At 65.1% G+C, this 24,371-nt stretch carries 26 protein-coding genes; 20 read left to right on the top strand and 6 right to left on the bottom strand.

The features are described 5' to 3' along the window. Nucleotide 1 precedes the first annotated feature (1 nt). Both AB0366_RS07170 and AB0366_RS07165 read right to left on the bottom strand, forming a co-directional pair. Nucleotides 2–1,036, bottom strand: coding sequence for a TIGR03086 family metal-binding protein (locus AB0366_RS07170; RefSeq protein ID WP_366243256.1), 1,035 nt, complete (start codon nt 1,034–1,036; stop codon nt 2–4). After that, entirely contained in the window at nt 1,033–1,392 is a 360-nt protein-coding gene (locus AB0366_RS07165; protein WP_366243255.1) for a metalloregulator ArsR/SmtB family transcription factor, read from the bottom strand. The genes AB0366_RS07170 and AB0366_RS07165 overlap by 4 nt, the downstream gene beginning before the upstream one ends. Before the next feature lie 94 nt (nt 1,393–1,486). Here AB0366_RS07165 and AB0366_RS07160 point away from each other — a divergent pair, with 94 nt between their 5' ends. Beyond that, nucleotides 1,487–2,116 (top strand): hypothetical protein, encoded by a 630-nt coding sequence (locus AB0366_RS07160; RefSeq protein ID WP_366243254.1) that lies wholly within the window; start codon nt 1,487–1,489, stop codon nt 2,114–2,116. Nucleotides 2,117–2,203: 87 nt separating this feature from the next. Here AB0366_RS07160 and AB0366_RS07155 read toward each other — a convergent pair whose 3' ends face one another. From AB0366_RS07155 to AB0366_RS07145, 3 genes are read right to left on the bottom strand one after another with little or no spacing between them, the layout of a single operon-like run. Beyond that, a complete protein-coding gene (locus AB0366_RS07155; protein ID WP_366243253.1) occupies nt 2,204–3,313 on the bottom strand; it encodes an NDMA-dependent alcohol dehydrogenase in 1,110 nt (369 codons plus the stop codon). A 37-nt stretch (nt 3,314–3,350) separates the two neighbouring features. Next, complete coding sequence (locus tag AB0366_RS07150) at nt 3,351–4,820, bottom strand: aldehyde dehydrogenase (protein ID WP_366243252.1); 1,470 nt, start codon at nt 4,818–4,820, stop codon at nt 3,351–3,353. Nucleotides 4,821–4,874: 54 nt separating this feature from the next. Further along, complete coding sequence (locus AB0366_RS07145; RefSeq protein ID WP_366243251.1) at nt 4,875–6,467, bottom strand: helix-turn-helix domain-containing protein; 1,593 nt, start codon at nt 6,465–6,467, stop codon at nt 4,875–4,877. 167 nt (nt 6,468–6,634) lie between these two features. On the opposite strand from AB0366_RS07145, the gene AB0366_RS07140 reads away from it, so the two are divergent. From AB0366_RS07140 to AB0366_RS07110, 7 genes are all read left to right on the top strand, one after another. Then, nucleotides 6,635–7,234: a DJ-1/PfpI family protein gene (locus AB0366_RS07140; RefSeq protein ID WP_366243250.1), complete on the top strand. Its 600-nt coding sequence runs from the start codon at nt 6,635–6,637 to the stop codon at nt 7,232–7,234. Beyond that, complete coding sequence (locus tag AB0366_RS07135) at nt 7,231–7,695, top strand: MarR family transcriptional regulator (protein WP_366243249.1); 465 nt, start codon at nt 7,231–7,233, stop codon at nt 7,693–7,695. Before AB0366_RS07140 ends, AB0366_RS07135 begins: the two co-directional genes overlap by 4 nt. Nucleotides 7,696–7,702: 7 nt before the next feature. Continuing rightward, nucleotides 7,703–8,911 carry a hypothetical protein gene (locus AB0366_RS07130; RefSeq protein WP_366243248.1) on the top strand — a complete coding sequence of 403 codons (1,209 nt, stop codon included), beginning with the start codon at nt 7,703–7,705 and terminating at the stop codon, nt 8,909–8,911. 45 nt (nt 8,912–8,956) lie between these two features. Beyond that, the gene (locus AB0366_RS07125) at nt 8,957–9,961 is read left to right on the top strand and encodes an aldo/keto reductase family protein (RefSeq protein ID WP_094683073.1); all 1,005 of its coding nucleotides are present in this window, start codon (nt 8,957–8,959) and stop codon (nt 9,959–9,961) included. 45 nt (nt 9,962–10,006) lie between these two features. Then, nucleotides 10,007–11,479: a carboxylesterase family protein gene (locus AB0366_RS07120; protein ID WP_366243247.1), complete on the top strand. Its 1,473-nt coding sequence runs from the start codon at nt 10,007–10,009 to the stop codon at nt 11,477–11,479. A 63-nt stretch (nt 11,480–11,542) separates the two neighbouring features. Next, nucleotides 11,543–12,913, top strand: a complete 1,371-nt coding sequence (locus tag AB0366_RS07115) for an NAD(P)/FAD-dependent oxidoreductase (protein ID WP_366243246.1) — start codon at nt 11,543–11,545, stop codon at nt 12,911–12,913. A 13-nt stretch (nt 12,914–12,926) separates the two neighbouring features. Beyond that, nucleotides 12,927–13,301: a VOC family protein gene (locus AB0366_RS07110; protein WP_366243245.1), complete on the top strand. Its 375-nt coding sequence runs from the start codon at nt 12,927–12,929 to the stop codon at nt 13,299–13,301. Nucleotides 13,302–13,354: 53 nt separating this feature from the next. Here the strand turns inward: AB0366_RS07110 and AB0366_RS07105 are convergent, their stop codons facing one another. Beyond that, nucleotides 13,355–15,196, bottom strand: a complete 1,842-nt coding sequence (locus AB0366_RS07105) for an NAD(P)/FAD-dependent oxidoreductase (RefSeq protein WP_366243244.1) — start codon at nt 15,194–15,196, stop codon at nt 13,355–13,357. A 231-nt stretch (nt 15,197–15,427) separates the two neighbouring features. Between AB0366_RS07105 and AB0366_RS07100 the strand changes: the two genes are divergently transcribed. The 12 genes from AB0366_RS07100 (at nt 15,428) to AB0366_RS07045 (ending at nt 24,339) form a co-directional block, all read left to right on the top strand. Next, nucleotides 15,428–16,486 (top strand): 2,3-butanediol dehydrogenase, encoded by a 1,059-nt coding sequence (locus tag AB0366_RS07100; protein WP_366243243.1) that lies wholly within the window; start codon nt 15,428–15,430, stop codon nt 16,484–16,486. Continuing rightward, nucleotides 16,483–17,250 (top strand): acetoin reductase, encoded by a 768-nt coding sequence (locus AB0366_RS07095; protein WP_366243242.1) that lies wholly within the window; start codon nt 16,483–16,485, stop codon nt 17,248–17,250. Before AB0366_RS07100 ends, AB0366_RS07095 begins: the two co-directional genes overlap by 4 nt. A 44-nt stretch (nt 17,251–17,294) precedes the next feature. Further along, nucleotides 17,295–18,587: a GAF domain-containing protein gene (locus AB0366_RS07090; RefSeq protein ID WP_366243241.1), complete on the top strand. Its 1,293-nt coding sequence runs from the start codon at nt 17,295–17,297 to the stop codon at nt 18,585–18,587. 58 nt (nt 18,588–18,645) lie between these two features. Next, entirely contained in the window at nt 18,646–19,272 is a 627-nt protein-coding gene (locus tag AB0366_RS07085) for a HEAT repeat domain-containing protein (protein WP_366243240.1), read from the top strand. A 9-nt stretch (nt 19,273–19,281) separates the two neighbouring features. Continuing rightward, nucleotides 19,282–20,256, top strand: coding sequence for a HEAT repeat domain-containing protein (locus AB0366_RS07080; RefSeq protein WP_366243239.1), 975 nt, complete (start codon nt 19,282–19,284; stop codon nt 20,254–20,256). Nucleotides 20,257–20,279: 23 nt separating this feature from the next. Beyond that, a complete protein-coding gene (locus AB0366_RS07075) occupies nt 20,280–20,627 on the top strand; it encodes a plastocyanin/azurin family copper-binding protein (protein ID WP_366243238.1) in 348 nt (115 codons plus the stop codon). Between the two features lie 12 nt (nt 20,628–20,639). Beyond that, nucleotides 20,640–21,050, top strand: a complete 411-nt coding sequence (locus AB0366_RS07070) for a DUF2752 domain-containing protein (protein WP_366243237.1) — start codon at nt 20,640–20,642, stop codon at nt 21,048–21,050. A gap of 112 nt (nt 21,051–21,162) precedes the next feature. Further along, nucleotides 21,163–21,360, top strand: a complete 198-nt coding sequence (locus tag AB0366_RS07065) for a hypothetical protein (RefSeq protein WP_032395188.1) — start codon at nt 21,163–21,165, stop codon at nt 21,358–21,360. A gap of 164 nt (nt 21,361–21,524) precedes the next feature. Then, the gene (locus tag AB0366_RS07060; RefSeq protein WP_366243236.1) at nt 21,525–22,181 is read left to right on the top strand and encodes a GntR family transcriptional regulator; all 657 of its coding nucleotides are present in this window, start codon (nt 21,525–21,527) and stop codon (nt 22,179–22,181) included. Next, nucleotides 22,178–23,434, top strand: coding sequence for an MFS transporter (locus AB0366_RS07055; protein WP_366243235.1), 1,257 nt, complete (start codon nt 22,178–22,180; stop codon nt 23,432–23,434). Before AB0366_RS07060 ends, AB0366_RS07055 begins: the two co-directional genes overlap by 4 nt. Before the next feature lie 30 nt (nt 23,435–23,464). Further along, nucleotides 23,465–24,085: a hypothetical protein gene (locus AB0366_RS07050; RefSeq protein WP_366243234.1), complete on the top strand. Its 621-nt coding sequence runs from the start codon at nt 23,465–23,467 to the stop codon at nt 24,083–24,085. Nucleotides 24,086–24,144: 59 nt separating this feature from the next. Continuing rightward, a complete protein-coding gene (locus tag AB0366_RS07045) occupies nt 24,145–24,339 on the top strand; it encodes a hypothetical protein (RefSeq protein ID WP_366243233.1) in 195 nt (64 codons plus the stop codon). Nucleotides 24,340–24,371: the final 32 nt, after the last annotated feature.

Below are 24,371 nucleotides of genomic sequence, written 5' to 3'. Positions count from 1 at the left end.
TCTATCGACCCGGCTCCCAGGCCGGGTCACGGCCGATGAAAGCCATCAGCTTGTCCTGCGGGGAAGCGTCGTCGGCAACAGGGACGGCGGGCCCGTATTGCCCGCTGTCCCGCAGCATCTGTTCCACCGGTCGCATCGCATCGAGAGCCGCAGCGCAGCGTTCCTGACCCAGATCGGGCTCTCGGCCGAGGGCTTTCGCCAGGTCCCAGGAGTGCATCCAGACGTCGGCGGTGTAGAACATGTCGATGGCCTTGTCCACCGGCATGTCTCCGGTGTGCGGGTTGCTCAGAACCCGGTCGGCGGGGTCGTCCAGAACTGCTTGGATGTCTGCGACGTGCTGGGTCCAGGCTGCGGCCGGGTCGGCTTCGACGTCCAGGGTCTGCAATTCGATACCGGCCCCGCCGGCGAGGAAGCCGCGGGACCACTCGATCAGGTGCCGCACGATATCGATTGCGGCCCAACCTGATACCGGGCTCGGCCGCGACCAGTCCTCGGACGAGGCGGACTCGACCAGCGCGGTGAACATCGCTGCGTCCTGCCGGTGCTGCTGGGCCGGACTTGTGCTGTGCAAGAGCAGTTCGTCGAGCTTGTCGTAGCCCTCCTTCACGCCGACGTCCATGCCACTCGACAACATGCCGTCGCGAGAGGCGAAGTCCGAGAACACACTCGACACTCTCAGGCGCGTGCCTTCGCCAAGGCTCTCGAAGGTGAGCGTCTCGAGCGCGACCGAGTCGGGTGCGCCCTCCCAGGTGAAGGTCCACACGATTCGCTCGTTCGCACGCACCTCGTGGAAGCTGCCGTAGAAGGCAGCGATCTCCTCACCGTCTCGGTCGTTGGCGAAAGCCCAAGCACCTCCGGTGCGCCCCTCCCACTTCAGGATTCGGGTCGTCAACGATCGCGGACCCACCCACTGGCGATAGAGCTCCGGGTCGATGTGAGCGCGAAACACCCGCTCCGGCGTCGCATCGAACTCTCGAATGATCTCGATCGTGGGGACTTTCTCGTCCGCAACGATCTCGGTTTCGTGTGCAGTCATGACACTTCTTTCGTCTCGGTGGTCTTGTCGTCTGCGATGGTTGCCAGCAGCGCGTCGAGGCGTCGATAACGTTGCTCTGCTTCCTGGCGATAACGTTCGATCCATTTCGTCATCAGGCCGAACACCTCGGCGTCGAGATGCACCGGTCGACGCTGGGCATCCTTGCTTCGCGTGACCAATCCGGCCTCCTCGAGCACTTTCACGTGCTTCGACACCGCTTGCAGGCTCATCTCGTACGGCTCGGCCAATTCGCTGACGTTCGCGTCACCGCCGGCGAGCCGGGCGACGATGTCACGTCGAGTGGGATCGGCCAGGGCCGCGAACGTTCTGTTGAGCTGCTCTGTTGGATCGTTCATGGGGTTCCTCGCTGTGCGTTGTGGTCGAGAGTAGGCCGCTCACCGGTCGTAGTCAACCATTTGGTTGATAAAGCGGATCGCCTATCCTGGCCTTATGAGCGTCGGTGATGACATGGTGCGGGACGTACTCTCCCGGGTTCCGGGGCATCCGCTACGGGTGGCGATCGACGGGGTGACGGCTTCGGGTAAGTCCACCTGTGCGCGATGGCTGGTGAATGCTGTTGCAGCGCAGGGGCGTCCGGCATTTCATGTGACAATGGACGGCTTTCATCACCGGCGCGCCCACCGGTATCGACAGGGTCGGGCGTCGGCTCTCGGCTACTACCAGGACGCATACGACTTCGACGCGCTTCGTGCACACGTGCTGATCCCGTTGGGGCCGAACGGAAGCGGCGAAATTCGCCGTCGAATTATCGATCTGGCGAAGGATGAGCCGGTCGATGATCCGCTGGAATCGGTGCCGGCCGACGCGATCGTGGTGGTGGACGGAACCTCTCTTCATCGGCCGCCGCTGCCCGACTACTGGGATTACACCGTCTTCGTCGACACCCCTATGGACGTCGCACGGGCTCGGGGTATAGCCAGGGATGCGGATGCGCTCGGGGGTGACGAGGCCGCGGGTAAGGCCTTCGATCAGCGCTATCACGCGGCGTGCCGGATCTATCTGGACGAGGTGGATCCTCGTGCACGGGCCACTCGGGTGTTGCCGATCGACTGGAGATGACCACCATCGTTCGTGCATTCGGATGCGCGCGACGGTGCGGTCGAGTGCCATCCAACGCACTCGACCGCACCACTGCCGCAGCGTGTTTCAGAAGTGGATTACCCCGCGCATGTTCTTACCGTCACGCAGGTCCTGGTATCCCTCGTTGACCTGTTCGAGGGAGTAGGTCGAGGTGATCAGCTCGTCGAGCTTGAGTTGCCCGGCGTCGTAGAGGCGTAGCAAGCGCACAATGTCGTACTGCGGGTTCGCGGACCCGAAGAGCGTGCCCTTGATCGTCTTCTGATTCAACGTCAGATCCGTGCCGGACACGTGCACCGTCAGCTTCTCGGGATCGGCGAGGCCGGTGATGACGACGGTGCCACCCTTACCGATTGCCGCGGTCGCGGCCTGCACGACCTCCTCGTCGACGGTTCCGACCAGAATCAGAGCCTGGTCCGCTCCCTGGCCCCACGTGAGTTCGGTCAACTTCTCCTGGGCCGACGCGGCATCCGCGAACGCGTGAGTTGCCCCGAACTTCAGTGCCTGGTTCCGCTTGAACTCGAGCGGATCCACGACGAGTACGTGCTTCGCGCCCGAATGTACCGCTCCCTGAACGGCATTGATGCCGAGGCCGCCGATGCCGTAGATGATCACCGAGTCACCTGCGCGTACACCGCCCGCGTACACGGCGGTACCCCAGCCGGACGGAACGCCGCAGCCCACGAGAACTGCTGTCTCCAAAGGCAACCAGTCGTCGATCTTGACGACGGAATGCTGCGAGATGGTGGCGCGTTCGGAGAAGGTACCGAGCATGCACATCGCTCCGAATTCGGTGCCCTTGCTGTCGCGGCGACGGAACGTGCCGTCGGGCATACAGCCCTCGAGGATCGTTGCGCCCATGTCGCACAGGTTCTGTCGGCCGGTGGAGCAATAGCGGCAGGTGCCGCAGTTCGGGATGAACGAACAGACGACATGGTCGCCGGGCTTGACCTTGGTGACGCCCGGACCGACGTCCTCGATGATGCCGGAACCCTCGTGGCCGCCGACGATGGGGAAGCGTGGTGGAAGGTCGCCGTCGAGCAGGTGCAGATCCGAATGGCACAGCCCTGCTGCGACATACTTGATCAGGACTTCACCGGGGCCGGGGCCGTCCATGTCGAGTTCGATGATCTCGAACGGCTTGTGCGGCTCGAACAGTACTGCTGCTTTGGTCTTCACAGAGATTCTCCTCGATTGATTCAGCGGTCGATGTGATTCAGCGGTAGATGGACTTGACGTGTTGAAAGTTTCCGATGGCGTCGGGCCCGAGCTCGCGCCCGATTCCGCTGTCCTTGACCCCTCCGAACGGGGACGAGGGATCCACCATGTAGTGGTTGATACCGATGGTTCCGGTGTGAATTCGTTTGGCTACGTCGAAACCTCTCTCGTCGTCGGCGGTCCAGACGGATCCGCCGAGGCCGAAATCGGAGTCGTTGGCAATGCTGATCGCCTCGGCTTCGTCGCCGTACGGGATGATCGACAGGACGGGTCCGAAGATCTCCTCCTGTGCGATGGTGTGGTTGTTGTCGACGTCGGCGAAGATCGTCGGTTGAACGAACCAGCCGCGATCGAGGAATGCGGGCCTACCGCCGCCGGTGACGAGCCGAGCGCCGTCGCCGCTGCCTTTGGCGATGTACCCCTCGACGCGATCGCGTTGCCGCTCGCTGGCCATCGGGCCGATCTGGGTGGCCGGGTCGAGCGCGTCGCCGACGGCCAGAGAATTCGCGAACGCTTCCATCATGCCGACCACCTCGTCGTAGCGGGAGCGCGGCGCGAGGACTCGGGTGCCGAGGAAGCATGTCTGACCGTTGTTGAGAAATGTTGCACCGAAAAGGTTCTCACCGATCTCGGCGAGATCGAGATTCGCGTCGTCGAGGATGATCGACGCCGACTTGCCGCCCAGTTCGAGAGTCACCGGGCGCAACAGGCGGCCACATGTTTCGGCGATGGACCGCCCGGCTGCGGTGGAGCCGGTGAACGCGACCTTGTCGATGCCTCGATGCGAGACCAGATGGGCACCGATCTCACGTCCACCGGGAACGATGTTGATGACGCCGGGCGGAAATCCAGCGGCAATGATGGCCTCGGCCAACACAACCGAGTCGAGCACCGTCTCGGGAGATGGCTTGAGCACGACGGTGCAGCCGGCTGCGAGGGCAGGTGCGTACTTGAACGCGGCCAGAGTCTGCGGGAAGTTCCATGGTGCGATGGCACCGACGACGCCGATCGGCTCTCGTCGAACCGTCGTCGTCCCGCCCAGCAGATGGGGGTGCGATTCCTCGAATTGCGCGGTTCGCGCGAGACCCGAGAAGTACCGCATCACTGCGACCGGGAAGCCGCCTTCGAGCTGCTGCGCGATGGAGATCGGCATGCCGTTCTGCGCCGACACGAGTCGGGCGAGCTGGTCCGCTCGCTTCTCGTACTCGTCGGCGAGTCGATCGATCGCGTCGGCGCGCTTCGAGGGCTCCCACCGACTCCAACCGCTGGGGTCCTCGAATGCGCGGCGGGCGGCGGCCACCGCGGCATCGACGTCGGCTTCCTGCGCCTCGGGTACCGATCCGATGCGTTCTTCGTTACTCGCCGAACGGACTTCGATGCGTGCGGACGAGCTGGGTTCCACCCACTCGCCGCCGATGAAGAGCGACGGTGCGTCGAGCTGCTCTCGTGTTGTCGTGTGTGCATCCATGCATACGATTGTGACCCCGATCACGGATGCCGAGTGTTCAGAAAGTGGACAACCTCAGCCGAGGATGCCGAACTCGCGCATCCGCTTGTACAGGGTGGTCCGACTGATTCCCAGGCTCTCCGCCGTCGTGCGTTTGTTGCCGCCCTGCCGCGCCAGCTCGTGCACGATGGCGTCGCGCATCGCGGTGTCGAGGGTGCTCATCCGAGTCGTCGACGCGTTCTTGCGCGGCCTGACCAGTTCTCGCTCGGTGATGTCTCCGACTGATCTACGCGACGCGGCCTCGGTGACCTCGGCTCGGAGTTCGCCGATGTTGCCTGGCCAGTCGTAGTCGATCAGCGCCGACAACGCCGCAGGCGTGAAGTGCGCGCGGGACTCGAGCTCGGCCATGATGGCGCGGACCAGGTCCGGGATTTCGTGTCGGCGAGAACGCAGGGGGGCCAACTCGATGGTTTCGGCGCACAGTGAAAGGAGCTGGCGGTGCTCGAGTTCGGCCGAGTCGGTGGCCGAGCTCGACAACGCGTACCACCCGGGGGCGGACGACAGAGTCGAATGCAACCGGCTCGCCACCGGACCCGGGAGAAAGTGCACGTTCTTGATCACCACATCGTGTGCGGCCTCGATCCGATGCTCGACGCCTGCCAACCACACGGCGGGGGTGGTCGTCACCAGATCTGCGGCGTCGAACCAGTGCGGTGACGTCGTTGCTGTCAATCTGGCGAGGGTGGTCGACTTTCCGGTGCCCGGTTCACCGATGACGCACAACGGCTTTCGAATCTTCGGAGCGGGCAGAGGGGTGCGCACGGTGTCGTGAGGATCGATCTCGATGACGATGCCCGCGGCCGATACCGGACGCTCCCAGCGCACGGTGGCGTGCAGTCCGGAATTGAGGATCACATCGTGCACGACGCCACTGCGCCGCATCGAATCGTCGGTGAGCGAGCGCAGCGCGGAGTGATCGACTGTGTCGATCATTGCTGCAGCGCTGGTGTTTTCGAGCAGAATCTCGTCGGCGATCGCGATGACGGGCGCACCGCGGCGCTGAGAGGACGCGTACTGAAATGCCTGAAAGAGTCGTTGCTCGCCGGAGCGGGTCTCTACGAGGAGCCTGCCCTGGATGTCCTGTGCGGCATGGACGAGCATCGGTTTGAGTAGCGGGTTGTCGCCGGAGGCCAGGAAGGTGATGTCGAGAACGCCCTCGATGCGGCGTGTGACGGGGTGGATCAGGGGATGGCCGTAGCAACTGAAGGTCTTCATCGACTCGATGTAGTGCTCCTCGGCATGCACGGCACAGGGTGCGCGCATCTCGAAGCTCGTCGAGATCGAATTGGTGCCCGATGCCTGTTCGGTGAACGAACGGCCGACGACCGCGCCGACCGAGGACACCGCATCTCGTAGCGAACGGGTTCCGAAACGGAGATCGACCAGCCGGGCATCGCGATCGGCGAGCAGGACGCAGTACCCGGAGCCGTCGAGCACACTCTCCATCCGATCGAGGATGGGGTTTGCCGCCGCGAGGAGGCGGCTGCGACGGTCGACGTCACGAAGACTCGCCTGCTCCAGGGTGTCCGCCGGTGCGAGACCGCTCTGCGCTGACCGTTGCCAGGACTTGGCAATGGAATCTCGGAGCTTCTCTGCACCGCTGTGCATCGCGCGTACCTCCGTTGGCCGGCGCTTGGTCGTGCTGTGACGTTAGCGCCGACTGTCCGGTTCGACGCGCGTTTCGTCAGAACCTGTCCGATCGGGCAGTGATGTATTGACAGTGTGCTGTCGTGTGCGCAGAATGACAGCACGCTGTCCAATTCTGGAGGTTCGAAATGACAACTATTGCTCTGTACGCCACCGACACCATGGCCGACTGGGAGTACGGGTACCTCACCGCCGGGCTCGCCATGGCCCGTGAGCAAGACCCGGACGCCAACCGGTTGATCGTCGTGTCCGAAACGGGGGAAGCCGTCACGACGAAGGGAGGATTGAGAATCACTCCCGACGTCGCGCTCGCCGACCTTCCGATCCTCGATGCATTGATTCTGCCGGGCGCGGACACTTGGGACTCCGGGCACGACACGGTACTGAAGGTCGCCGCCGAACTGGTTGCGGCGGGGAAGCCGGTCGCCGCGATCTGTGGGGCAACATTGGGTTTGGCCCGAAAGGGACTGCTCGACGATCGGCCACATACCTCGAATGCCGCCGAGTTCCTCACGCAGGCAACCGAATATCGGGGAGCTGAGCACTATCGCGAAGAGAAGGCGGTCACCGATGGCACCGTGATCACCGCAGGCGGCGTGCACCCGTTGGAGTTCGCGAAGCTGGTGTTCGAGCGGCTGAACGTGTTTCCGCAACCCGTCGTCGACGCCTGGTACGGCCTCTACACGACAGGGGAACGCAAGTACTACGACCAGCTCGCGGGCGCATGAAACAACGCACCCCCGAGGGCGATGCACTGACAGCGTTGGTGTTGCCCATCTTCGAGCTCAACGGCGAATTCCTCGCTGCCGCGCACGACATCACCGAGCCTGCGGGTCTGACTCCGGCGTGGTGGCAGGTTCTCGGAGCCACCCTGGACGAGCCGCTGTCGGTCGCTGACATCGCGCGACGCGTCGGGCTGGGGTTGGCGCGGCAGAGCGTGCAGCGGACGGCAAATCTGTTGGTGGACAAAGGCTGGGCCGTGTACGTCGACAACCCCAACCACAGGCGCGCGAAGCTGTTGGAACCCACCCCCAAGGGGCGCGACACCGTTGCAGAGCTGCGGGTTGCGCAACATGCATGGTCCGATGCCGTGGGAGCCGCTGTGGGAGAGAGTGAACTGCATGCCTTCGCGGCCACTCTCAGCAGGATCCTTGCGGCATCACGGGACTATCGCGGCGGCAGTGCATAATTCGGGCATGGTTGCGCTCGGGGTACTTCTGACCGGATTGCTGGCCGGATTGTCGATGCAGTCCGACGGCATCGACATCTTCGGCGATGCCAGATTCGGCGGGCTGCTGTTCTCCAGTGGCGGCGGGGGAGTCGCGATTGCAGTGATTCTGGCAATGGTCGTTCGTCGACGCAGCATTCTGGCCGCACTGTCCATCGCCGCGGCTGTCGTCATCGGGGGCTCGGCACTGTTGTTCTCGTCCGACTCCGCCGAGGTGGTGGCAGGCGGAGTCCTGTTGGGATGCAGTGCAGTACAGGCGAATCGTGATCGAGTTCGTCAGGCGCTGCTGATGGGGTCGTTCCTTCTCGGCCTACTGTCGGCCGGCGCGGTCGAGGCATTGCACTACCCCGATGTTCCCCGGCGCTACGCCGATTACCTCACCGAATCCGATATGGGCACACCGGTGGTCGTGCCCGTGCTCTGCGTGCTGGTGGTGTTGGCAGTGGCGTGGGCAGCGCGCGTCGAACACCAGGCCGAAAGTCCGGCGACCGATCGCAGCGTTCGCCCAGTCGCGGCGATACTGCTCGTGGCAATCGGTGGGCTACTGCTCAATATATTGTTCGTGTACAACGTTTTCCAGACAAGTGGAGGTTGGTACTTCGGCCTTCTTGTCTTCCCTGTGTTGTTCGCTGCCGCTGCTCTGCTGCCAGGGCGAGGCGGCATCATGGTTCTCGCCGGAACCGCCGTGTTGCTCACCTCGACCACCACGTCGGGGGTGGGTATCAGTGTCTCGGCCTGGGTCTGGACACTCGGACTCGTAGCTGTCATTGCAGTGTCGGTTGCGGCGGGTGCCGCACTCGGATTGCGTTGGGAGCGTCCGATGGTCGGTGTCGCAGTTCTGGCGGTGGTCTGCTCGACGGCACTGTTCGAGCAGCCGCCGCTGGACAACATTCACTATGTGGCGAGTCTGATCGTCTTTCCGGCCGCCGCGGCCTACCTGTACGTAGCGTGCACACCGGCCGACCCCACACCGGCGACCCTCGGCCTCGCGGTGCCGGTCGCGATCACCGTGCCGATGGTCGTCACCTACGGCTGGACGGCGTACACGCCGTTGACGTCTGCCATAAGGAGCACGTCCTGGCCGGAAATGTGGCTCTCGACGGGTGGTGCATTCGCAACGGTCGTACTCGCCGGCGTCGGGATCGGGGCTCTGAACCGCTACCGGACTGCACGGTAGACGACTGATGGAACCTCCGTCGGTCACCGGAGTACCGTTTTCTTCATGGCTTACAGATACCTCGGAAACAGCGGACTGAAGATTTCGGAGATCACCTACGGCAACTGGTTGACCCATGGATCGCAGGTGGAGAACGACATCGCCACCCAGTGCGTACGTGCGGCGCTCGATGCCGGCATCACCACCTTCGACACCGCCGACGTCTACGCCAACGGAGCCGCCGAGACGGTGCTCGGGGACGCGCTGAAAGGGGAGCGTCGAGAATCGCTCGAGATATTCACCAAGGTCTACTTCCCCGTCGGACCCAAGGGGCCCAACGACACCGGACTCTCGCGCAAGCACATCCTCGAAGGCATCGACGCGTCACTGCGCCGACTCGGCACCGACTACGTGGACCTCTACCAGGCGCATCGCTACGACGTCGAGACCCCGCTGGAGGAGACCATCGCCGCCTTCGGTGACGTCGTCCGCCAGGGCAAGGCGCTCTACATCGGCGTCTCCGAATGGACCGCCGATCAACTGCGCGCCGGGCAGGAACTCGCCCGTCAGAACGGCTTCTCGATCATCTCGAACCAGCCGCAGTACTCGGCACTGTGGCGCGTCATCGAGGATCAGGTGATCCCGACGTCGAAGGAACTGGGCATTTCGCAGATCGTCTGGTCGCCCATCGCGCAGGGCGTTCTCACCGGCAAGTACCTCCCCGGACAGCCGCTGCCCGACGGCTCTCGCGCCAAGGACGATAAGGGCGGCGACAAGATGATCGCGCGCTACCTCGACGATCAGACGCTCACCCGGGTGCAGCAACTCAAGCCCATCGCCGACGATCTGGGAATCACCATGGCGCAGTTGGCCGTTGCGTGGGTACTGGCAAACGACAACATCGCGGCAGCGCTCGTCGGAGCCTCGCGTCCCGAGCAGATCGCCGAGAACATCAAGGCCTCCGAGGTGACCCTCGACGCCGATGTGCTCGCCAAGATCGACGACGCACTCGGCGATTCCGTGGAGCGCGACCCGGGCAAGACAGGCTCGCCCGAGGCGCGACTGGTCTGACCGCCTGAGGGCCTCGGTCCGATCCGAACAGGGTAGTAATGAGGTATGGACACGATCACCGTCGACACACCTCAGGGCCAGGTTCGCGGTCGGACCGGCGCAGGCATCACCTCGTTCCTCGGAGTGCCGTACGCCGAGGCCCCGTTCGGAGCCCGTCGATTTCAGGCACCCTCGCCGCCGCCGATGTGGGACGGTGTTCGCGACGCCCTCGAGCTCGGGGCAACCGTCCCCAAGGTGGGATACCGGCCGCCGACCAGCGAGATCCTCAGCGAGCCGGTGGTACCCGGTGACGACTGCCTGAACGTCAACGTCTTCACCCCCGACGTCGGTGGATCGGCGCCGGTGTTCGTCTGGATTCACGGCGGAGCATTCGTCAACGGCAGCAACGCCATTCCCACGTACGACGGATCCGCCTTCGCCCGAGACGGCGTCGTCGCCGTGGTGATCAACTACCGCCTCGGAGTCGACGGTTTCGCACTGATCGACGGTGCCCCGGCCAACCGCGGAATGCTGGACCAGGTCGCGGCCCTCGAATGGGTGCGTGACCACATCGCCTCCTACGGCGGCGACCCCGCGCGAGTGACCATCGCGGGGGAGTCGGCCGGCGCGATGAGCGTCGGCACCCTGATGTCGATGCCCAGCGCCGAAGGGCTCTTCCAGCGGGCGATTCTGCAGAGTGGAGCCGGGCACCACGTCATCACCGCCGAGACCGCCGCGAAGGTCTCCGCGGCGTTGGCGTCGGCGCTCGGCGTGGAGGCCTCGGTCGACGGCTTCGGTTCGGTGCCGGTGGATGCGTTGGTGGACGCACAACGCGAACTGTCCGATCGGATCACGGCCGAGGCGCCTACCGGAGCATGGGGTGAGCTGGCCCTGAACGTGATGGCCTTCGAGCCGTACATCGACGGTGATGTCGTTCCCGCGCTGCCCTTTTCGCGCATCAGCGACGGTGCGAGCGCGCAGGTCGACGTGCTGATCGGAACCACCAGCGAGGAGCACGCGTTCTTCATCGTCCCGGCCGGGCTGGTCCCACACCTCACCGAGGACTACGTGAAGATGGTCCTCGCCGGGTACCGAGCCGACCCGTCGGCGCTGGAGAAGTACCGTGAACAGCTGCCCGACGCCTCGGCCGGCGAGCTGATGATCGCCGTCATGACCGACTGGTTCTTTCGGATTCCGGCAACGCGTCTGGTCGAAGCCCGCTCCGGAAACGCCTTCGTCTACGAATTCACCTGGCGCTCATCGCTGTTCGACGGCGCTCTCGGAGCCTGCCACGCACTCGAGATCCCGTTCGTGTTCGACATGTTGCACAAGCCCGAGACCGAGCGCATCACGGGACCGAATCCGCCGCAGCAGGTGGCCGACCGGATGCACCGCGCCTGGGTCGACTTCGTGCGCGACGGCTCTCCAGGCTGGGACCCGTACGGTACCGACCGCGCAGTGATGATGTTCGGCAACGAGCCCGGCGTCGCCCTCGACCCGAGGCCGGCGACACGCGCGGTGTGGGACGGGGTGCGCTGACCTCCTTTCCGCAACCTGCGAACGTCGTCTGCGAGGTGGCTCGCCGTCGGGTTAATCTCGGATATGCGCAGATTCCTTCCCGGTTTCGGTACGAGTTCTCCGGCCCCCGCGCGGCCTGCTCGCGTCGTGGTGGTCGGTGGCGGCTTCGGCGGCTTCAACGCTTTGCAGCAGCTGACGAAGCTGCTGGGGCCCGATCGCGCCGTGCTGACATTGGTGGCCCCCACCGACTACCTGCTCTACAGTCCGCTGCTGCCCGAGGTCGCCACCGGTGTGCTCGATCCGCGGGACATCGCCGTCTCCACCCGGCAGGCACTGCCGCGCGTGAAGTTGGTGCTCGGTCACGTCACCACCGTCGATTTCGAGTCGCGCGAGCTGACGGTGACCGGCCCCGACGGTGACTCGACGCTCGAGTGGGACAAGCTGATACTCGCGCCCGGGTCGGTGACCAAGCAGTTCGACATCCCCGGCGTCGACGAGCATGCGTACGGGCTCAAGACGTTGAGCGAGGCCGTCTACATCCGCAACCATGTGCTCGCGCAACTCGACGCAGCCGATGCCCTGCCCGATACCCCGGAGGGCCGGAGCGAACGCGCCGAGCGGTTGACGGTGGTGGCCGTGGGCGCGGGCTACACGGGCACGGAATTCGTTGCGCAGATGCAGAATTGGGTTCGGGGTATCGCATCTCGGTGGGCGAGCGTCGACCCCGAGGAGGTGCGCTGGGTCCTCGTCGACGTGGCCGATGCGGTACTTCCCGAGCTCGGTGAGCGACTCGGCCGAGAAGCGCTCGCCGTGCTCGCCGAGCGAGGTGTCGACGTCCGGCTCGGGGTGTCGGTGGCCTCGGCCACCGCAACGTCGGTGACGCTCACCGACGACGAGGTCATCCCGTCCCGAACTCTGGTTTGGGGAGCAGGCGTTGCACCGAGCCCGCTCATCGCGCAGCTGGGTCTACCGACAGCGGGCGGACGCCTCGTGGTGCGGGCGGACATGACCGTCCCCGAGGTGTCGGACGTCTGGGCGATCGGCGACGCGGCAGCGGTCCCCGACCTCGCCGCCGACCCGTCGAAGCCGACGCCACCGACGGCTCAGCACGCCCAGCGTCAGGGCGTTGCCGTCGCACGCAATGTCGCGGCGTCGATGGGCGTCGGGCAGGCGCGTCCGTACAAGCACAAGGACTTGGGGCTCGTCGCCGATCTCGGCGGATTCGACGGTGTCGCAAAGCCTCTCGGCATTCCGCTGACCGGACCGGTGGCGAAGTTCGTCGCACGCGGCTATCACCTCTACGCGTTGCCGACGGTCTCCGCGCGAGTGCGGGTGGCGACGGACTGGCTGTATTCCTCGGTGCTGCCGACCCGGGTCGTCAACCTCGCGCAGGTGCGATCCGAGGATGCGCTGATCAAGAAGGCTCAGGCAATCGACCTGTACGACCGAACGTAGCCGAGAGGGACACATGGCATGCCGCATCAGTGAACTCGTCCTCGAATGCCGAAGCCCGGAACTGTTGGCGCAATTCTGGTGCGAGGTACTCGGTTTCGTCGTACTCGATCGCGAGGGCGAGGAACTGATCGAGATCGGCCCGGCCGAGGGTTTCGGCGGGCCCCAGCCCACGATCATTCTGAGCGGGCACGAGCAGCCGAGAACGGGAAAGGGTCGGCTGCACATCGACGTCAACCCCACCGACCGGGATCAGGACGACGAACTGGAACGGCTTCTCGCGCTCGGAGCCCGCCCGGCCGATGTGGGCCAGACGGGCACCGAGCAATGGCACGTCCTCGCCGATCCCGAAGGCAACGAGTTCTGCCTGCTTCGGACGCGGTTGTCGTAGGTGTCCATGTGCACGGAACTTCGTAGCCTGCTACGAAGTTCCGCTCACATCGGTCACCGAAGGTGATGCACTTCCTGCAGCCCGTAGACCGGGGTGTCGATGCCCTCGTAGCGCGCCTTGATCTGCAGTGCGAGGTAGAGCGAATAGTGCCGCGACTGATGCAGATTGCCGCCGTGGAACCAGAAGTTCTCCTGTTGTGTCGGCTTCCACATGTTGCGCTGCTCGCCCTCCCACGGACCGGGATCCTTGGTGGTGTCGGAGCCGAGGCCCCAGCACTTGCCGACCTTGTCGGCGGTCTCCTGGTCGATCAGGTCGGCGACCCAGCCGTTCATCGAGCCGTAGCCGGTGGCGTAGACGATCAGATCCGCCGGTAGCTCTGTGCCGTCGTCGAGCACAACGCCGGTCTTGCTGATCCGATCGACCTGTCCGGCAACGAGTTTGATCTTGCCGTCCGCGACCAGCTCGGATGCGCCGACGTCGATGTAGTAGCCCGAGCCGCGGCGCAGGTACTTCATGAACAGGCCGGATCCGTCGTCACCGAAATCGAGTTGGAACCCGGCCTTCTCCAGCCGATCGTAGAAGTCCTTGTCCTGTTCCGCGATCTGCTGATACACCGGAATCTGGAACTCGTGCATGATCCGGTAGGGCAGCGACGCGAATGTGAGATCAGCCTTGCCCGTGGTCATTCCGGACTCGACGGCTCGCTCGGAGTACAGATCTCCGAGCGCGATTTCACACAGCGAATCGGACTTGACGATGTGCGTCGACGAACGCTGCAGCATCGTCACGTCGACGCCCGTCTCGTACAGCGCCTTGCAGATGTCGTGCGCAGAATTGTTGGAGCCGACCACCACCACGCGCTTGCCGACATACGCGTCGGGACCGGGGTGTTCGCTGGAATGGTGCTGCTCGCCCTCGAACTCGTCCATGCCGGGGAAATTGGGGACGTTCTTCTTGCCGGACATTCCAGTGGCCATCACCAGCTGCTTGGGCCGCAGGATCACCTCTTCGCCGTCTCGGTCGACGACGACCGTCCACTCCTTCGCCACCTCGTCGTAAGTAGCGGACTTGGCAGTGGTCTTGGTCCAGTAGGGGACCTCCATGACCTTGGTGTACATCTCGAGCCAGTCGCCGATCTTGTCCTTCGGCGCGAACACCGGCCAGTTCGGCGGGAACGGCAGGTAGGGGAGATGGTCGTACCAGACCGGATCGTGCAGGCACAGCGACTTGTACCGACCGCGCCACTGGTCGCCGGGGCGCTCGGCCCGGTCGACGACGATGGCCGGCACACCGAGCTGCCGGAACCGCGCGCCCAGAGCGATGCCGCCCTGGCCTCCGCCGACGACGAGGGCGTACGGCTGCACGCTGTACCCGAGTTCCTTCTCCTCGATCTCCTTCTTCTCCGCCCAGTTCTGGGTATCGGCGTTGGAGCCGTGCACTGCGCCCTTGATGCGGGACTTGCCCTGACGCTCCTCGTGGCCCTTGAGTTCCTGCATCGTGGTCAGCAGAGTCCAGGCCACGTCCTCGCCCGTGTCGGAGTCCACCGTCAATCGCAGATGTCCTTTGCCGCGGCTCGTGGCGGTCTCGAACTCGATCCACGCCGAGACCACGCCGTCCGCCTCGTCGGGGACCTCGGTGGTGTGAAAGCCCGTCGGATCGGTGTCGTCGAGCCGCTCGGACAGCATGTCGCTGACGCCATCACGGCCTTCGACGGTCTTGAGATTCCAGGTGAACGTGACGAGATCGCGCCAGAAGCTGCTGACGGCGAACATGCCGGCAACGCGAGGAACATCGCGTGCGACCAGTGCCTCCTCGAACTTCGACAGCCAGGCGTCGACCCGTTCCTGAGGACTACGCGTGCGGGTGATCTCGATCGGCTCGATGGTCTGGGTCATGAAAACTCCTTGCGATGAAGAGATGCTCGTTCTGTGACCCAGCACACTCCTTTTGGGAAGTGAGAGCGAGAGTTGCAGTGGGTTGCAGTGCGAATCGGGTGCAGCTGACCGCGCTCACCGCGGCTGGTTGCACCCGATTTCGAGTCCGCGACTGCAACGCGCTGCAACCCTGTCCGAAGTGGTCGGCATCACATAGACATGAATGCATCCGACGATCAGGAGTGAGAACCGATGCGTGCAGCTGTGTATTACGGCCCCAACAAGGTGGAGATCACCGACGTACCCGAGCCGAATCCCGGTGAAGGCCAGGTCAAGGTCAAGGTCGGGTTCAACGGAATCTGCGGAACCGACCTGCACGAGTACTACGCAGGCCCCATCTTCATCCCCACCTCCCCGCATCCGCTGACCGGACAGGAGATGCCGCTGGTGCTCGGGCACGAGTTCTCGGGCACCGTCACCGAACTCGGCACAGGCGTGACCGGCATCGCCGTGGGCGACCGCGTCGCCATCGAGCCGCTGTACCGCTGCGGCCACTGTGGTCCGTGCCGCGCGGGGAACTACAACATCTGCGCTCAGATCGGCTTCCACGGACTGATGTCCGACGGCGGAATGGCCGAGTACACCGTGGTGCCCACCGACATGATTCACGCCTTGCCCGACAACGTCTCCCTCGAACTCGGAGCCCTCGTCGAACCGATGTCGGTCGCCTATCATGCTGCGACACTGGGAGATCCGAAACCCGAGGACACCGCGATGGTGTTCGGAGCCGGCCCCATCGGCATCGGACTGTGGTTCGCCCTGCGCGGCAAGGGGCTGGGCAACGTCTACGTCGTCGAGCCGTCGCCGACGCGTCGAGCATCGATCGAAGCCCTGGGCGCGAAGACTCTCGATCCGACGGCCGTCGACATTCCCGCCTACATCGCCGACCTCACCGACGGCAAGGGTGCCGATGCCATCTACGACGCGGCAGGTGTGCAACCTGCCGTCGAGACCGCGCTCGGATGCATCGGTGCTCGCAAGCCGTTGGTCAGCGTCGCGATCTACGAAAAGCCCTTGACCACACCGCTGCAGAAGCTGGTGATGAACGAATCCCGGATTCAGGGCTCGCTCTGTTACACCGCCGCCGACTACGAGGCCGTCATCGAGCTGATGAGCCAGGGTCACTACGACACGACGGGGTGGGTCGACAAGATTGCCCTCGACGGCGTCATCGACGACGGGTTCGAGGCGCTGCATGCGGGCACCAAGATGAAGGTCCTGGTCGACCCTTCGACCGGAGCATCGGCATGAGCGCGGTGTTGGTGACCGGTGCCGGACAGGGCATCGGCCGGGCCATCGCGTTGCGGTTGGCCAACGACGGGCATGACATCGCTCTGGCGGACCTGAACGAGGACAAGATTACAAGCGTCGCCGACGAGGTGCGTGGAACGGGCTCGAAGGCAACGACATTCGTGGCCGACGTCAGTGATCGCGATCAGGTGTTCGCCGCCGTCGAACACACTCACGAGGCGCTCGGCGGCTTCGACGTCATCGTCAACAACGCAGGCATCGCGCAGGTCGCCCCGCTCGACGACGTCCGGCCCGAGGATGTCGCGAAGATCTGGGCCGTCAACGTCGACGGTGTGCTCTGGGGAATCCAAGCTGCCGCAGCCAAATTCAAAGCACAGGGCTCGAAGGGCAAGATCATCAACGCGTCCTCGATCGCCGGCCACGACGGGTTCGCGATGCTCGGGGTCTACAGCGCAACGAAATTCGCGGTTCGTGCCCTGACCCAGGCGGCGGCGAAGGAGTACGCGGCCGAGAGAATCACCGTCAACGCGTATTGCCCCGGAGTGGTGGGTACCGACATGTGGGTCACCATCGACAAGCGATTCGCCGAGTTGACCGGTGCCGCGGAAGGCGAGACGTACGACAAATTCGTCGGCGGAATCGCTCTCGGTCGCGCGCAAACGCCCGAGGACGTCGCGGCCTTCGTCTCGTATCTCGCCGGGCCTGACTCGGACTACATGACGGGCCAGGCACCGTTGATCGACGGTGGTCTGGTCTATCGGTAGCCCCCGTTCATGCCGATTTGTGAGCTGGAGCACAATTGACTGTAATGACGCAGTCGACAGGTCCTGAACCTGCGCTGGCGGCCGGCGAAGACCCGCGCCGCTACGCGCAGATTCTCACTGCCGTCTACGACGCGACCATGACCGGCGGCAAGTCGCCCGCACGGCCCCGGGAGGTCATCGGGGATTCGTGGCGGCGGTTGCAGACCCTGGGTATCGACCCGGAGCTGGGTAACCCCGCCGAGACGCAGATGGACGTCTCCGACCTCGAGCTCAGCCGTCGGGAATCGGGATTGTTCGACATCCTCGACGACCTGGCGCGCGGACTGGAGTCGGTGGTGCAGGACGGCGACAACATTCTCGTGGTCGCCGATCGGCACGGCAGGGTTCTGTGGCGCAGCGGATCGACCTCGGTGCTGGACCGGGCCGACGACCTCGGCTTCGTGGAAGGCGCGAACTGGGCCGAGGATTCGGTGGGTACCAACGCCATCGGAACGGCCCTGGTCTCGCGCCGCGCGGTCCAGATCTTCTCGGCCGAACACTATGTGCGCAGCCATCATTCGTGGACCTGTGCCGGAGCACCCATCCGTGATCCGCGAACCGGCCAGGTACTGGGAGCCATCGACGTCAGCGGACCGGCCAAGACGGTGCACCCCACCACCATCGCGCTGGTCGACGCCGTCGCACGGTTGGCCGAATCCCAACTGCGAGAACTGCATCGGAGCACCCTCGATCGACTGCGGTCGGTGGCCGCGCCGATGCTTGCGCGACTGCAATCCCCGGCCCTGGCCGTCGACGCGAACGGCTGGGTCGCGGCCGTCGAATCGGTGGCGCTGCGCAATCGCATCCTGCTGCCCGAGGACCTCGCGACCGGACGCTTCTGGCTGCCTACCCTCGGTGTGTGCGACTTCGAGCCCCTGCCCGGTGGATGGCTCGTCCGACCCGCCAGCACAGTGGATTCCGGCGTCGCCGATGTCGGATCGACGAGAATTCGCATCGACCTGCGCAATTCGCAGAAACCTCGCATCGAAGTGCGCAGCGAGGTGGGGGAGTGGACCCACGAGCCGACGCCCCGGCACGCCGAAATTCTGTACCTGCTCGCCATCCATCGCCAGGGGCGGACTGCCTCACAGATGGCGGCCGATCTCTTCGGCGACGACGGCCGCGCGATCACGGTGCGGGCCGAGATGTCGCGGCTACGCAAACACCTCGCGGGCATCATCTCCACGCAGCCGTATCGGTTGGACGAATCGGCGACCGTGGAGGTGATCACGCCGTCGGACATGAGTCGGTTGCTACCGCATTCGTCGGCTCCGGCGATCTGCGCGGCACGGCTCTGATCGGTGCCGCCGAATCGGGCTTGACCTTCACACCGTGACAAGGTCTTGGCTGACCGTCATGAACGAAACGCTCCAGCACAGCAATCCGTCGGTCCGCCTCCGGGCCGCGCTCGACATCGGGACTACACCGGATCCACGGGATCTCGACGCCCTGGTGCAGCGGTGCGCCGTCGAACCCGATTTTCAGGTGCGGGAAATGTTGACCTGGGCCTTGATTCGCCACCCCGCATCGCTGACGGTGCCGCGGCTGATCGAGGAGGTACGCACCGGAGGAGTCCTCGCTCGAAGCCAGGCGCTGCACACGTTGTCCAAGATCAAGGACCCGTCGGCGTGGCCCGTGATCACCGAGGAACTGATCTCCGACGCCGACGACGAGGTGGCACGAAGCGCCTGGCGAGCAGCGGTGGTCCTGGTGCCGGCCGGCAGTGAAGGGCAGCTGGCCGCGATGCTGGGTACGCAACTCGGCCGAGGTGGGCACGACGTTCGGCGAAGCCTCAGCCGCGCGCTCGTTGCGCTCGGATCGGTGGTCGAACCGATGCTGCGGGAGGCCGCGTCGAGCAAAGACGTTGCCGTTCGCGCCCACGCGCTGGCCACCGAGGCGCTGCTCCGAGATCCGGATGCGGGATTCGAAGTGTTCGAGGCCAAGCGTGTCGATGCTCTTGGCGTAGTCGACACGGCGGGGTGAGATAGAACGATGTTGATCGGTGAGGTGGCGCAGCGGTCGGGCGTCAGTGCACGCATGCTTCGGCACTACGACAGGCTCGGGCTCGTGCGCCCGACCTCGCGCAGCAGCACCGGTTACCGCGAGTACGCGCCGGAGGATCTTCGACGCCTGTTCCACGTCGAGTCACTGCGTTCGCTCGGGTTGTCGCTGAACGACGTCGGTCGTGCGCTCGACGACCCGAGTTTCGCGGCCTCAGGACTCGTCGACGAGCTCGCCGCCCGAGCCGAGGAACGCATCGCGCGCGATACCGAGTTGCTCACGCGGTTGCGTCGAATCGGCGACCCGCGGCCCGAGGCATGGGAGGACGTACTCGGAACCGTCGCGCTGCTCGGTGATCTGCAGTCGGTCAGTGCCGGGAAGCGGCAAACAGCGGCGCTGTCGTCCGCCGGAGATCGACCCATTCCGGCGGACGCATTGGCCGAAGCGGTGCTGCGCGAACCTGCGCCCAATGTGGCAGGCGCACTTCGGTGGGCCCTCGCTCGATCGGGTGGTGAAGCGATCGGGCCGCTCCGGGAAGGCCTGGACTCACCGGACCCCGAAGTCCGGCGCCGCGCCGTCGTCACCCTTGTCGAGATTCGCCACCCCACCGCCACCGACGTGCTGCGGGAGGCGCTCACTCACGACGACGGGCAGGTCAGGCGGGCTTCTGCGCTGGAACTGGGTGCGCGAGGGGTGACCGATGCGGTCCCGACGCTGATCGAGATGGTCTTCGAAGGCACCAACGATGTGGACGCCGCCGATGCCCTGGGCATGCTGGGATCCGCAGACTCGATCGTGGCGGCGCTGATGGACGGGCCAGGCGATCTGCCGACGCGACTACGAGTGACCCAGGCGCTGGCGAGTATCCCGGGGCAGGCAGCCTCGCGCGCCCTGCAGGAGTTGACCGGAGACGCCGACCGTTCGATTGCCCTGACGGCCGAATACATCCTCGGCCTGCGGGAATGAGCCCTTTGGGTACCGTCGGACGCATGAAGGCATTCGGACTCCTCGCGGCACTGATGATCACCTCGACCCTGACTGCCTGCTCCACCGCAACCACCCCGGCCGCACCCACCGAACCCGTCGCCGAGAACCAGGTGACCGTCGCCGATCGGATGTACTCGCCGAAGACGTTGACGATCTCGGTGGGAGACACCGTCACCTGGGTGTTCGCCGATCGCGGCATGGCCCACAACGTCGTCGCCGACGACAACTCGTTCCGGAGCGCTCTGATGGAGACCGGACAGTTCACGCACACCTTCGACACCGCGGGCACCTTCACCTACCACTGCACCCCGCATCCGGACATGACGGCAACGATTCTCGTCGAACCGTGATGGACTGAGTGCATGACGGCACCGACCCGAGGACGCAGCATCGCCGCACCCCTCGGCGTGGCCGCTGCCGCTGTTGGTGGCGCAGTACTGCTGTACGTCCGTGACCCACGAACCTCGACGTATCTTCCCTGCCCGCTCCACGCTCTGACCGGACTGTGGTGCCCCGGCTGCGGCACGACCCGGGCTTTCGGCGACCTCACCCGCGGAGACATCGCCGCGGCCGCGTCGAGCAATGTCGTTGCGGTTGTGTGCGTCGTCGTGGCCGTCGGGTTGTGGGGTTTATGGCTCAGGGCTCGCTGGATGCAGATGCCTCTGACGTTGCCTCGCCCGAATCGCCTGGCTGCTGCTGTGGTGCTCACCCTGCTGACCGTCTTCACCGTTGTGCGCAACACCCCGTGGGGCACCGCTATCGCCCCGACCTGAAACGACTAGGAGTAGCTGTGCTGCTGGAAATCTTCTCGATCATCGTGCTGCTGGGCGTGCTCATCGCGCTCATCCCCACGGCCCGCCGCGTGTTCAAGAAGGGTGACAACGAATGAGCGACTCTCTGCGGGATCGCGTCCGCGCGAAACTCCTCGCGCAACTCGCCGACGACGGAGGCACCGCCGCCGAGCAGGCCGAGGGGGACGACCCACGCCTGAACGCCCTGCGCGACGACCTCGACGCCCTCGACGCGGCGCAGGACGGGGATCCGGTGATCGACGACATCGCCGCACGGCACTGGGTGCCCTGACCGACTCCGCACCCCGCCGTTGGGGAGTCAATGTGACGTTCGGTGGACTGGAGTGGAGCCCGCGGCACGACCATCGGGCACTTTTGGGGAGTCAATGTCACGTTGAGTGGACCTTCTGGTGGCCAGAATTGGTGCACAGTTGAAGTGCATCTAGTATCTATGTTGTGTCCGAGACGAAATCTGCTGCCGATACGGCGTATGTGACGGTCAAGGAGCTCATCGTCTCGGGAGAACTTCCCGGCGGTGAGCTCGTCAGTGAAGGCGAGATCGCAACCCGCCTCGAGATCAGCCGCACCCCCGTACGCGAGGCGTTTCTGCGCTTGCAGGTCGAGGGATGGATGCGCCTGTATCCCAAGCGTGGGGCACTGGTGGTGCCGATTGCGGTAGGGGAGGCCGAGAGCGTCGTCGACGCACGTCGCCTCGTGGAGGCTGGCAGCGTCCGCGCCTTCATCGACGACGCGAGAGCCCGCGAATCGGTGGTATCCGCCCTACGCGAGAACCTGCGGCTTCAACAGCAGCTGGCCGTGGACGGCACTGCCGCACAGTTCAGCGCCGTCGACGCAGACTTCCATCGCATCGTCGTCCATGCCGGCGGCAACCCGTTGCTCGACGCGTTCTACGACGGACTTCGCGAGCGTCAGCGGCGGATGACCGCAGCCTCGGTGACGCGTGACCCGGGCCAGATCTCACGCATCGTCGACGACCATCGCCGACTCACCGACCTCATCGAGGCAGGCGACGCAGACGGATTCGAGCGGGCCGTCGAACAACACATGCTCGGGGTGCACGGCCTACGACCGGACAGAGGGGGAGCACGATGAGCGAAACGCTCACGAACGATCGAGACATCGAGCTGACTGCACGACGCTGGCTGCTGGTCGCGTCGGGCATGTTCGCCGTGGCGTGGGGCGGGAACGAGTTCACGCCGCTGCTGGTGATGTATCGACTCGATCATGGCTTCTCGGCAGTGGTGGTCGATACGTTCCTGTTCGCCTACGTCCTGGGCATCATTCCGGCGATGCTGATCTGCGGTCCGCTCTCGGATCGGCTCGGCCGACGCCCGATCATGTTGCCCGCCCCCGCAATTGCCGCGGCCGGTTCGATCCTGATCGCGCTCGGACCGGACAACGCGTACCTGCTGTTCGGCGGCCGCGTGCTCAGCGGAATCGCGCTCGGAATCGGTATGGCCGTGGGCGGCAGCTGGGTCAAGGAGCTCTCCAGCCGCGATGCCACTGCCAAGCCCGGTGCCGGCGCGCGGCGTGCCGCGATGTCGCTGACGGCGGGCTTCGCCCTCGGTGCCGGAGTTGCCGGCGTGCTCGCGCAGTGGGCACCCTGGCCGACGCACCTCGCCTACAGCGTGCACGTGCTGATCTGCATCGTCGCCGGTGTGGGCATGCTCTCGGTGCCCGAAACACGGACTGCCACAGCGGCATCGAAGAACAAGAAGCTGCTCGACGACCTGAGGATTCCGTCCGCCTCGCATCGCCGGTTCCTGTTCGTCGTGCTGCCGTTGGCACCGTGGGTCTTCGGCGCGGCGAGCGTCGCCTACGCGGTGCTACCGTCACTGATGGCCGACGCCTTGGCCGACGAGCCCGGTGGCGGCTATCCTGTCGCACTCTCCGCGGCGATGGCCGTGATCGCTCTCGGCTCCGGGTTCGCGATCCAGGCCGTCGGGCGTCGCATCGATACACCCGCCAACGCCCGTGGCGCTCTGGTTGCGCTGACTCTGCTGGTGATCGGTATGGCTGTCGCGGCGTGGGCGGCGTCGGTGCTCACCATTGCCGCGGCGCTGATCGCGGCGGCAGTTCTCGGCTGTGGGTACGGCATGGCGTTGGTCTCGGGTCTGCAAGAGGTGCAACGCATTGCGGGCCCCGACGATCTCGCCGGCCTCACCGCAGTGTTCTATTCGCTGACCTACCTGGGCTTTGCGGTGCCTGCCGTTCTGTCGGCGCTCACCGAGACCTGGCCCGGTGTGGTCACGTATCCGATCATCTTCGGATTCGGCGCGGTGATGGCGGCCCTGTGCGGCCTGGTGGTTCGGTCGAAGACGTCTGCTCACTTGCCGAGCGCGTAGGGACGGTTCGGCCCTAGGATCAGCGGCATCATGCTGCAGTCCTCGCGCACGGTCCCGCCGCATCGGGTACCTCCGACGGTGGCGCTCGCGGGTGCGACCGTATGGAACCGGCGTGAGGCGTACTGGTTTCTTATCGCTGTGATCGTGCCGGCCGCATCCTGGTCCAGATATCCGACGGTGGTGCCGTACGTCTTCGCGATCGTTCTGCTCGGGGCCCTGGTGTTTCGCTGCAGACGGATTGTCTGGTGGGTGTCGATGCTGCGCTGGGGACTGATCGCCGACGTCGAGACCGTGGACACCGCTCTGCGAGGCGACCGCAACCTTCGCCTCGCGCACGCCACCGGATGGAACGTCCAACGACGTTGGTACACAGGGGTTGTCACCGAATCCACGGTTCGGTACCGGGCCGGAGAAGCGCGCGGTCACCTGTTCGTTCGGGGACTGCCGTTCACCACCGGTGTTGTGCTCGCGCACTCGAAGCAACCGTCGTCTGCCATGGCCATCAGCGACTTCCCCTGCGATCTGCAATTGGACGGCAAGGGACGCTGGGCGGCGTCGTTCCCGACGGGCTTCTGGCGTCAAGCACTGGCAACGTCGGCGATGTACGGCTACGCGATTGCTGGGTTGATGCTGTCGCTCGGGTATCGCTGACGCAACCGATTCGGTGGGTACCGTGGAGCGGGTACATCCCTCGTACGACGGGAGCGAGCGTGAAATACAACTACTCCGGACCGTGGCCGATTTTCGCCGTGCTGGGCGTCATCGTGTTCTGGGTGCTGTTTCAGGTCGTGGCACTCGATGCGAGTGTCGGCCGCGCCATCGCGTCGCCGATCAACCTTTTCGCGTTGATGTCAGCGGGCTTGATGACCATCGGTTACGCGCAGAAGCGCCGTCGCCGTATCTGACCGGCAGATCGGCTCCCCAGACTTGGATTCAG

Source organism: Rhodococcus sp. NPDC076796, assembly GCF_040702765.1.
Lineage (GTDB): Bacteria > Actinomycetota > Actinomycetes > Mycobacteriales > Mycobacteriaceae > Rhodococcoides.
The sequence above is the reverse complement of the archived record's forward strand: the minus strand, read 5'-3'. Positions and strand labels throughout refer to the sequence as shown.

What these genes read in the sequence shown, in the direction of transcription:
- AB0366_RS07160 (WP_366243254.1), top strand. Translation starts at nt 1,487, where the DNA reads ATGAGCGTCGGTGATGACATGGTGCGGGACGTACTCTCCCGGGTTCCG.
- AB0366_RS07095 (WP_366243242.1), top strand. Translation starts at nt 16,483, where the DNA reads ATGAGCGCGGTGTTGGTGACCGGTGCCGGACAGGGCATCGGCCGGGCC.
- AB0366_RS07100 (WP_366243243.1), top strand. Translation starts at nt 15,428, where the DNA reads ATGCGTGCAGCTGTGTATTACGGCCCCAACAAGGTGGAGATCACCGAC.
- AB0366_RS07090 (WP_366243241.1), top strand. Translation starts at nt 17,295, where the DNA reads ATGACGCAGTCGACAGGTCCTGAACCTGCGCTGGCGGCCGGCGAAGAC.
- AB0366_RS07115 (WP_366243246.1), top strand. Translation starts at nt 11,543, where the DNA reads ATGCGCAGATTCCTTCCCGGTTTCGGTACGAGTTCTCCGGCCCCCGCG.
- AB0366_RS07105 (WP_366243244.1), bottom strand. Translation starts at nt 15,196, where the DNA reads ATGACCCAGACCATCGAGCCGATCGAGATCACCCGCACGCGTAGTCCT.
- AB0366_RS07055 (WP_366243235.1), top strand. Translation starts at nt 22,178, where the DNA reads ATGAGCGAAACGCTCACGAACGATCGAGACATCGAGCTGACTGCACGA.
- AB0366_RS07110 (WP_366243245.1), top strand. Translation starts at nt 12,927, where the DNA reads ATGGCATGCCGCATCAGTGAACTCGTCCTCGAATGCCGAAGCCCGGAA.
- AB0366_RS07170 (WP_366243256.1), bottom strand. Translation starts at nt 1,036, where the DNA reads ATGACTGCACACGAAACCGAGATCGTTGCGGACGAGAAAGTCCCCACG.
- AB0366_RS07145 (WP_366243251.1), bottom strand. Translation starts at nt 6,467, where the DNA reads ATGCACAGCGGTGCAGAGAAGCTCCGAGATTCCATTGCCAAGTCCTGG.
- AB0366_RS07080 (WP_366243239.1), top strand. Translation starts at nt 19,282, where the DNA reads ATGTTGATCGGTGAGGTGGCGCAGCGGTCGGGCGTCAGTGCACGCATG.
- AB0366_RS07120 (WP_366243247.1), top strand. Translation starts at nt 10,007, where the DNA reads ATGGACACGATCACCGTCGACACACCTCAGGGCCAGGTTCGCGGTCGG.
- AB0366_RS07065 (WP_032395188.1), top strand. Translation starts at nt 21,163, where the DNA reads ATGAGCGACTCTCTGCGGGATCGCGTCCGCGCGAAACTCCTCGCGCAA.
- AB0366_RS07125 (WP_094683073.1), top strand. Translation starts at nt 8,957, where the DNA reads ATGGCTTACAGATACCTCGGAAACAGCGGACTGAAGATTTCGGAGATC.
- AB0366_RS07070 (WP_366243237.1), top strand. Translation starts at nt 20,640, where the DNA reads ATGACGGCACCGACCCGAGGACGCAGCATCGCCGCACCCCTCGGCGTG.
- AB0366_RS07140 (WP_366243250.1), top strand. Translation starts at nt 6,635, where the DNA reads ATGACAACTATTGCTCTGTACGCCACCGACACCATGGCCGACTGGGAG.
- AB0366_RS07085 (WP_366243240.1), top strand. Translation starts at nt 18,646, where the DNA reads ATGAACGAAACGCTCCAGCACAGCAATCCGTCGGTCCGCCTCCGGGCC.
- AB0366_RS07050 (WP_366243234.1), top strand. Translation starts at nt 23,465, where the DNA reads ATGCTGCAGTCCTCGCGCACGGTCCCGCCGCATCGGGTACCTCCGACG.
- AB0366_RS07150 (WP_366243252.1), bottom strand. Translation starts at nt 4,820, where the DNA reads ATGGATGCACACACGACAACACGAGAGCAGCTCGACGCACCGTCGCTC.
- AB0366_RS07165 (WP_366243255.1), bottom strand. Translation starts at nt 1,392, where the DNA reads ATGAACGATCCAACAGAGCAGCTCAACAGAACGTTCGCGGCCCTGGCC.
- AB0366_RS07130 (WP_366243248.1), top strand. Translation starts at nt 7,703, where the DNA reads ATGGTTGCGCTCGGGGTACTTCTGACCGGATTGCTGGCCGGATTGTCG.
- AB0366_RS07075 (WP_366243238.1), top strand. Translation starts at nt 20,280, where the DNA reads ATGAAGGCATTCGGACTCCTCGCGGCACTGATGATCACCTCGACCCTG.
- AB0366_RS07135 (WP_366243249.1), top strand. Translation starts at nt 7,231, where the DNA reads ATGAAACAACGCACCCCCGAGGGCGATGCACTGACAGCGTTGGTGTTG.